5 protein-coding genes are annotated in these 5,585 nt (G+C 38.9%); 4 read left to right on the top strand and 1 reads right to left on the bottom strand.

The window, feature by feature from the left end; translation table 11 throughout:
* Positions 1–582: hypothetical protein (locus tag U9Q18_05880; GenBank protein MEA3313887.1), on the bottom strand; the 582-nt coding region annotated here is incomplete at its 3' end.
* Between the two features lie 254 nt (positions 583–836).
* On the opposite strand from U9Q18_05880, the gene ftcD reads away from it, so the two are divergent.
* The 4 genes from ftcD to U9Q18_05860 are packed head-to-tail and all read left to right on the top strand — an operon-like array spanning position 837 to position 5,364.
* Positions 837–1,730 (top strand): glutamate formimidoyltransferase, encoded by an 894-nt coding sequence (gene ftcD / locus U9Q18_05875; protein MEA3313886.1) that lies wholly within the window; start codon positions 837–839, stop codon positions 1,728–1,730.
* A gap of 11 nt (positions 1,731–1,741) precedes the next feature.
* Positions 1,742–3,010, top strand: a complete 1,269-nt coding sequence (gene hutI, locus U9Q18_05870; GenBank protein ID MEA3313885.1) for an imidazolonepropionase — start codon at positions 1,742–1,744, stop codon at positions 3,008–3,010.
* Positions 3,011–3,020: 10 nt separating this feature from the next.
* Positions 3,021–4,142: a glycine cleavage system aminomethyltransferase GcvT gene (gene gcvT / locus U9Q18_05865; GenBank protein MEA3313884.1), complete on the top strand. Its 1,122-nt coding sequence runs from the start codon at positions 3,021–3,023 to the stop codon at positions 4,140–4,142.
* 58 nt (positions 4,143–4,200) lie between these two features.
* Positions 4,201–5,364, top strand: a complete 1,164-nt coding sequence (locus U9Q18_05860; protein MEA3313883.1) for a pyridoxal phosphate-dependent aminotransferase — start codon at positions 4,201–4,203, stop codon at positions 5,362–5,364.
* Positions 5,365–5,585: the final 221 nt, after the last annotated feature.

The raw sequence follows: 5,585 nt of genomic DNA, 5'->3' as shown, positions 1-5,585 counted from the left end.
TTCGCCTTTTTCTTTATATGTTGCTGACAGCATTTTCTTAACCTTGTAAAGCTTATTCACAATGCCCTGTTTCGTTTTAGTCGTTCCAAAATAGTGTTCCTTAATAACCATTATTTCTTCCAGCATATTGCTCTGCTCTGGCAGTGGAATAGATTGCCATATACTGTACTGCTCGGTAAAAAATAGATCCGGGTTTTTGCGAGTGTCGTCCAGGACAAACATAGATAATTCCTGCTGAAATTCAGAATTTACCGCAACAAGAATTGATTCAAAATCGGTAATTTTTTCCATGGGAAGTTGCAGACGGAATAAGACAGTATTGTCTTTTTTGACTGCGGTACATCGCAATAATGTGAAACGTTTTTTCAAGCTATTACATAGAACATTCATAGAACGTATTCCATCTTTGTTTTTCAGCTGGACAATGATGCTAATCCCGCTTTGTGTCAATGCAATGACACTGCAATATCCAATATCGAGATTATTAAAAAGAACAAATTTCTTATTTCTTGCTATCCTATAGCTCAACTTTTCTTTGTTAAGAAGTGCTTCCACAAATTTTGTCGCATCATTTACGTTCACCGGGAGAATCACCTCCGCTTTGTTAATAGTATAATAAATAAAGGATTTCTTGCAAACAACAGCATTGATAAGGCTTTCTTAAGGTTTTTTGCTAAAATAAGATTATAATAGAGGTTTTTGTGATAAAAAGTTCAATTAAGCAAAAAAGTCAATGATATCCGCTTAAACACAATCTTTTCTCCCGTAAATATTGACAAATGGAAGTCAAAATGGTAGAATACATTACAGTAATTATTACAAATGTGGGGTGAAAAATGAGTGAAATTATTGAATGCGTACCAAACATAAGTGAAGGAAAAAGAAAAGAAATTGTAAAAGAAATTATTGAAAACCTAAAAAAAACAGGAGTAAAAATTCTGGATTATTCATCAGATTCTGATCACAACCGCTCGGTAATCACATTTGTTGGTAACAAGCAAAACGTGGAAAAGGGAGCGCTGCAGGTAGCAAAAGATGCGGTGAGACTGATAGATTTAAAAAATCATCAAGGCACCCACCCGCGAATGGGTGCGGTAGATGTCGTGCCGTTTATACCAGTTAAAGATGTCACAATAGACGATTGCATAGAGCTGAGTAAAAACACAGGCAAAAAAATAGCAGAAGAACTGAACATACCGGTATATCTATACGCAGACTCTGCAACAAAACCAGAGAGAAAAAAACTGCCAAACATAAGAAAAGGGGAATTCGAAGGATTTTTTGAAAAGATAAAAGACCCAAACTGGCTGCCTGATTTTGGAAAACCAGTTGTACACCCTTCGGCAGGTGTCACAGCGGTTGGCGCAAGAGAATTTCTCATCGCATACAATATAAACCTCGGGACAACAAACATGAATATAGCGAACAAAATTGCACGCTCTATCCGTGATAGCTCCGGTGGCCTTCACTACATACAAGCAAAAGGAATGAAACTAAAAGACAAAGAATGCGTACAAGTTTCGATAAATATACTGAACTATAAAAAAGCTCCCCTGTACCGCGTATTTGAAATAGTAAAAATGGAAGCAAAAAGATACGGTGTGAACGTACTAGAGAGCGAATTAATCGGCCTTCTACCGATGAACGCAGCATTAAAAAGCCTTGCGTTCTATTTGCAACTGCCGAAGCTCACAGAACAACAAATCTTAGAAACAAAAATATATGAATAGGAGGAAAACAAATGGAACAACCTATTATTCCCGATATATTAATATTCAATGCAGGGAAGCTCGTCACGATGTCTCCCGAACAATCCGAAGAAGAATCTGACTTAGAAAAAAACCTTGGCATAATAAGAAATGGCGCAGTAGCAATAAAGAATGGGAAAATTGTTGCAGTAGGGTATGAGAGCAAAATATTAAAATCCATAAAAATTGGCAAAGATACAAAACAGATAGATGCAGAAAGAAAAGTTGTAATGCCTGGCTTTGTGGATCCTCACACGCATCTTGTATTTGAAGGGACAAGAGAAAAAGAATTTCTTATGAGACAACAAGGAATACCAAATGCTCACATCCTGAAGGAAGAAAATACAGGTATCATATCAACAGTAAGATGGACAAGAAAAGCTGTATTTGAAAAGCTGCTTGAAACTTCAAAAGTACATCTTTCCGAGCTCGTCAACTGGGGAATAACGACTGTAGAAATAAAAAGCGGGTATGGGTTGAACTTAGAAGAAGAAATTAAAATCCTGAAGGTCGCAAAATACCTCAAAGAATACACATATGTCAACATAAAATCTACTGTGCTTGCCGCGCACATTATCCCTCCTGAATATCATATGCGAGATGAAAAATATGTAGACCTTGTGATAAACGACATTATCCCGATTATTGCAAAAAATGGACTTGCAGACTTTAACGACGTGTACTGCGAAAAGGGAGCGTTCACAAGAAATCAGGCAAAGCGTATTTTAAAAGCAGGGTCAAGAAATAACCTTATCCCAAAAATACATGCAGACGAAATGAGTGATGCCGGAGGCGCGGAAGTGGCAGCAGCCGTCCAGGCAATATCGGCAGATCACCTTATACACGCAAGAGATGAAGGCCTGAAAAAAATGCAAGAAGCGGGCGTCATTGCCGTACTTTTGCCTATTACAATATTCTCCTTAGGAAGCGATGTTTATGCAGATGCAAGAAAAATGATAGACATGGGGCTCACCGTGGCAATAGGCACGGATTACAACCCTGGAACATCTATGTGCACCTCGATGCCGCTAGTTATATCCTTTGCAGTGGTAAAACTGAAAATGACAATAGAAGAAGCCTTATACGCCGCTACTCTTAATGCGGCAAAAGCAATCGATATGGATAAGGAAGTGGGGAGCATCGAAGTAGGGAAAAGGGCAAATATCAATATTTTGTCCATAAGAAAGATTGAGGAGATGCCGTACAGAATCGGGGAAAATTACGTTGAAACAGTCATTTCAAATGGTGAGATATTAAAATAAGGAGGCAGCAGTGAGTGAACTTAAGAGAACTCCGCTATATGTAGTACACAAAAAATTAGGCAGCAAGTTAGTACCATTTGGCGGATGGGATATGCCTGTTCAGTACACAAGCATCACAGAAGAGCATATCAACGTGAGAGAAAACGTGGGAATATTTGATGTGTCTCATATGGGAGAGATTGAAATTCGCGGAAAAGATGCACTGCACTATACAAGCTATCTTGTAACAAATTCTGTGGAAAAAATGCATAACGGAAAAGTAAAATACACACCGATGTGCTATCCGGATGGAGGAGAAGTAGACGACCTGTTTGTCTATAAAATTAGTGATGATTTTGTCCTCCTAGTCGTCAATGCCAGCAATTACGAAAAAGATCTTGATTGGGTACTGCAAAACAAAAAAGGTTTTGATGTTGACATTCTCGGAAAAAGTTTTGAATATGGAGAAGTGGCAGTGCAAGGACCAAAAGCAGAAGAATTGCTGAGTCCATTTTTTGATGGAGAGATGCCGTTAACTGAACTGGGGTATTTTAAGTCAATGTATGGGGAACTGTTCGGAAAAAGGGTGCTCGTCTCGCACACAGGCTACACCGGAGAAAATGGATTTGAAGTTTACAGCGATAAAGACGATATTGTGTATCTCTGGAATGAAATTATCGAGAAAGGAAAAAAGTTTCACATCCTGCCAGCAGGGCTCGGAGCACGAGATACGCTGCGCTTTGAAGTGGCATACTGGCTGTACGGAAATGATATAGACAAAACAACTAATCCGCTCGAAGCAGGACAGGGATTTGCTGTAAAGTTCAAAAAGGGTGATTATATAGGAAAAGAAGCTCTAACAAAAATTAAAGAACAGGGTCTCAACCGGAAATTCACAGGCCTCTACATTGCAGGTGGAGGAATTCCAAGACACGGCATGGAAGTCCGGAAGAACAGCAAAAAAATAGGGTATATCACTTCTGGAAATTACTGTCCGTACTTAAAAAAAATTCATGCGATGGCATACATAGATTTACCATTCGCAGAAAAAGGTAGCAAAGTAGATATTGTTATAAGAGAAAAAAGAGCAGAAGCAGAAATTATAGGGCTCCCATTTCTTGAACCAAGAGCAGGAAAAAAGAAATCTACTTGACAGAACAGCAAAATCGGTTATTACGATGTGATAAATAAAATATATACAAGGAGGCATTATGAAAATATCACAATTGGCACAACGGGCTGGCACAGAAACAGCTTTTGAAGTGCTTGTAAAAGCAAAGGCATTAGAAAAACAGGGAAAAAGCATCGTCCACCTTGAAATTGGAGAGCCTGATTTTAACACACCAGAAAACATAAAACAGGCAGGAATTAAAGCAATCCAAGAGAACTTCACGCATTATTCACCCTCGCAAGGCATACTTGAATTGAGAGAAGCAGTAGCAGAACACATATCCTCCACCAGAAACATCCCTGTATCCCCAGATGAAGTGGTAATAACTCCAGGCGGAAAAGACATTATTTTCCTTACAGCACTTGCGCTGCTTAACCCCGGGGACGAAGCAATCTACCCAAACCCGGGATACCCGATCTATGAATCGGCAATAAAAATAGCAGGCGCTACTCCTGTCCCAATGGCACTTCTGGAAGAAAATGATTTTGCTTTTGATAAAGAGCAGTTTAAAAATCTCATCACTCCCAAAACACGCCTCATTGTTGTCAACTCCCCCGGTAATCCAACAGGAGGAATTCTTTCACCGGACGACCTTCAATTTATAGCAGACATTGCAATAGAAAATGACATTATGATTCTTTCCGATGAAATATACTCAAGAATTATCTATGACGGAGCATTTTACAGTATTGCGTCCATACCCGGGATGAAAGAAAGAACAATCATACTGGACGGTTTTTCAAAAACATACGCAATGACCGGATGGAGATTAGGGTACGGCGTAATGAATAAAGATGTTGCGCAAACAATAACCAAGCTCGTAACTAACTCCGATTCCTGCGTTGCTACATTTGTGCAGATGGCAGGCGTAGAAGCGCTCCGTGGCCCACAAGACGAACCAGAAAAAATGAGAAAAATATACGAAGAAAGAAGAAACATCATTATAGACGGATTGAATGAAATTCCCGGTGTCTCAGTGAAAATGCCAAAAGGTGCATTCTATGCGCTGGCAAATACCAAATCCTTCGGGAAAACTTCAAAAGAATTGGGTGATTATCTTCTTTATGAAGGAGGGGCAGCTACCCTTCCAGGGACATCTTTTGGAAAATACGGGGAAGGGTACATCAGATTTTCATATGCAACTTCAAAAGAGATTATAAAAGAAGGGTTAAAAAGAGTAAAAGAAGCATTAGCACAACTGTAAAATTTTAAATACCTAAGATAAATTCAAAAGAGGCAGGTGTATACCTGCCTCTTTGTTATCAAAAGCTTTGACTGTATGCAAAGTGGTTATTTTTGTGCCAGATACTGTGATAAAGTCAACACCCTAAAAGTAGTTTTTCATACAGGTAGATCTCCGTTTTTTCTTTAATAATTCTTGCTTTCTCATAATTAACACCTTCCATAGTCGGTAGAATATTCTGT

The organism is Caldisericota bacterium (assembly GCA_034717215.1).
Lineage (GTDB): Bacteria > Caldisericota > Caldisericia > Caldisericales > Caldisericaceae > UBA646.
This window is presented reverse-complemented; position numbering and strand designations above follow the sequence as displayed.

Excerpts from the sequence above, each read along its gene's own strand:
- ftcD (MEA3313886.1), top strand. The coding sequence starts at position 837 with ATGAGTGAAATTATTGAATGCGTACCAAACATAAGTGAAGGAAAAAGA.
- hutI (MEA3313885.1), top strand. The coding sequence starts at position 1,742 with ATGGAACAACCTATTATTCCCGATATATTAATATTCAATGCAGGGAAG.
- U9Q18_05860 (MEA3313883.1), top strand. The coding sequence starts at position 4,201 with ATGAAAATATCACAATTGGCACAACGGGCTGGCACAGAAACAGCTTTT.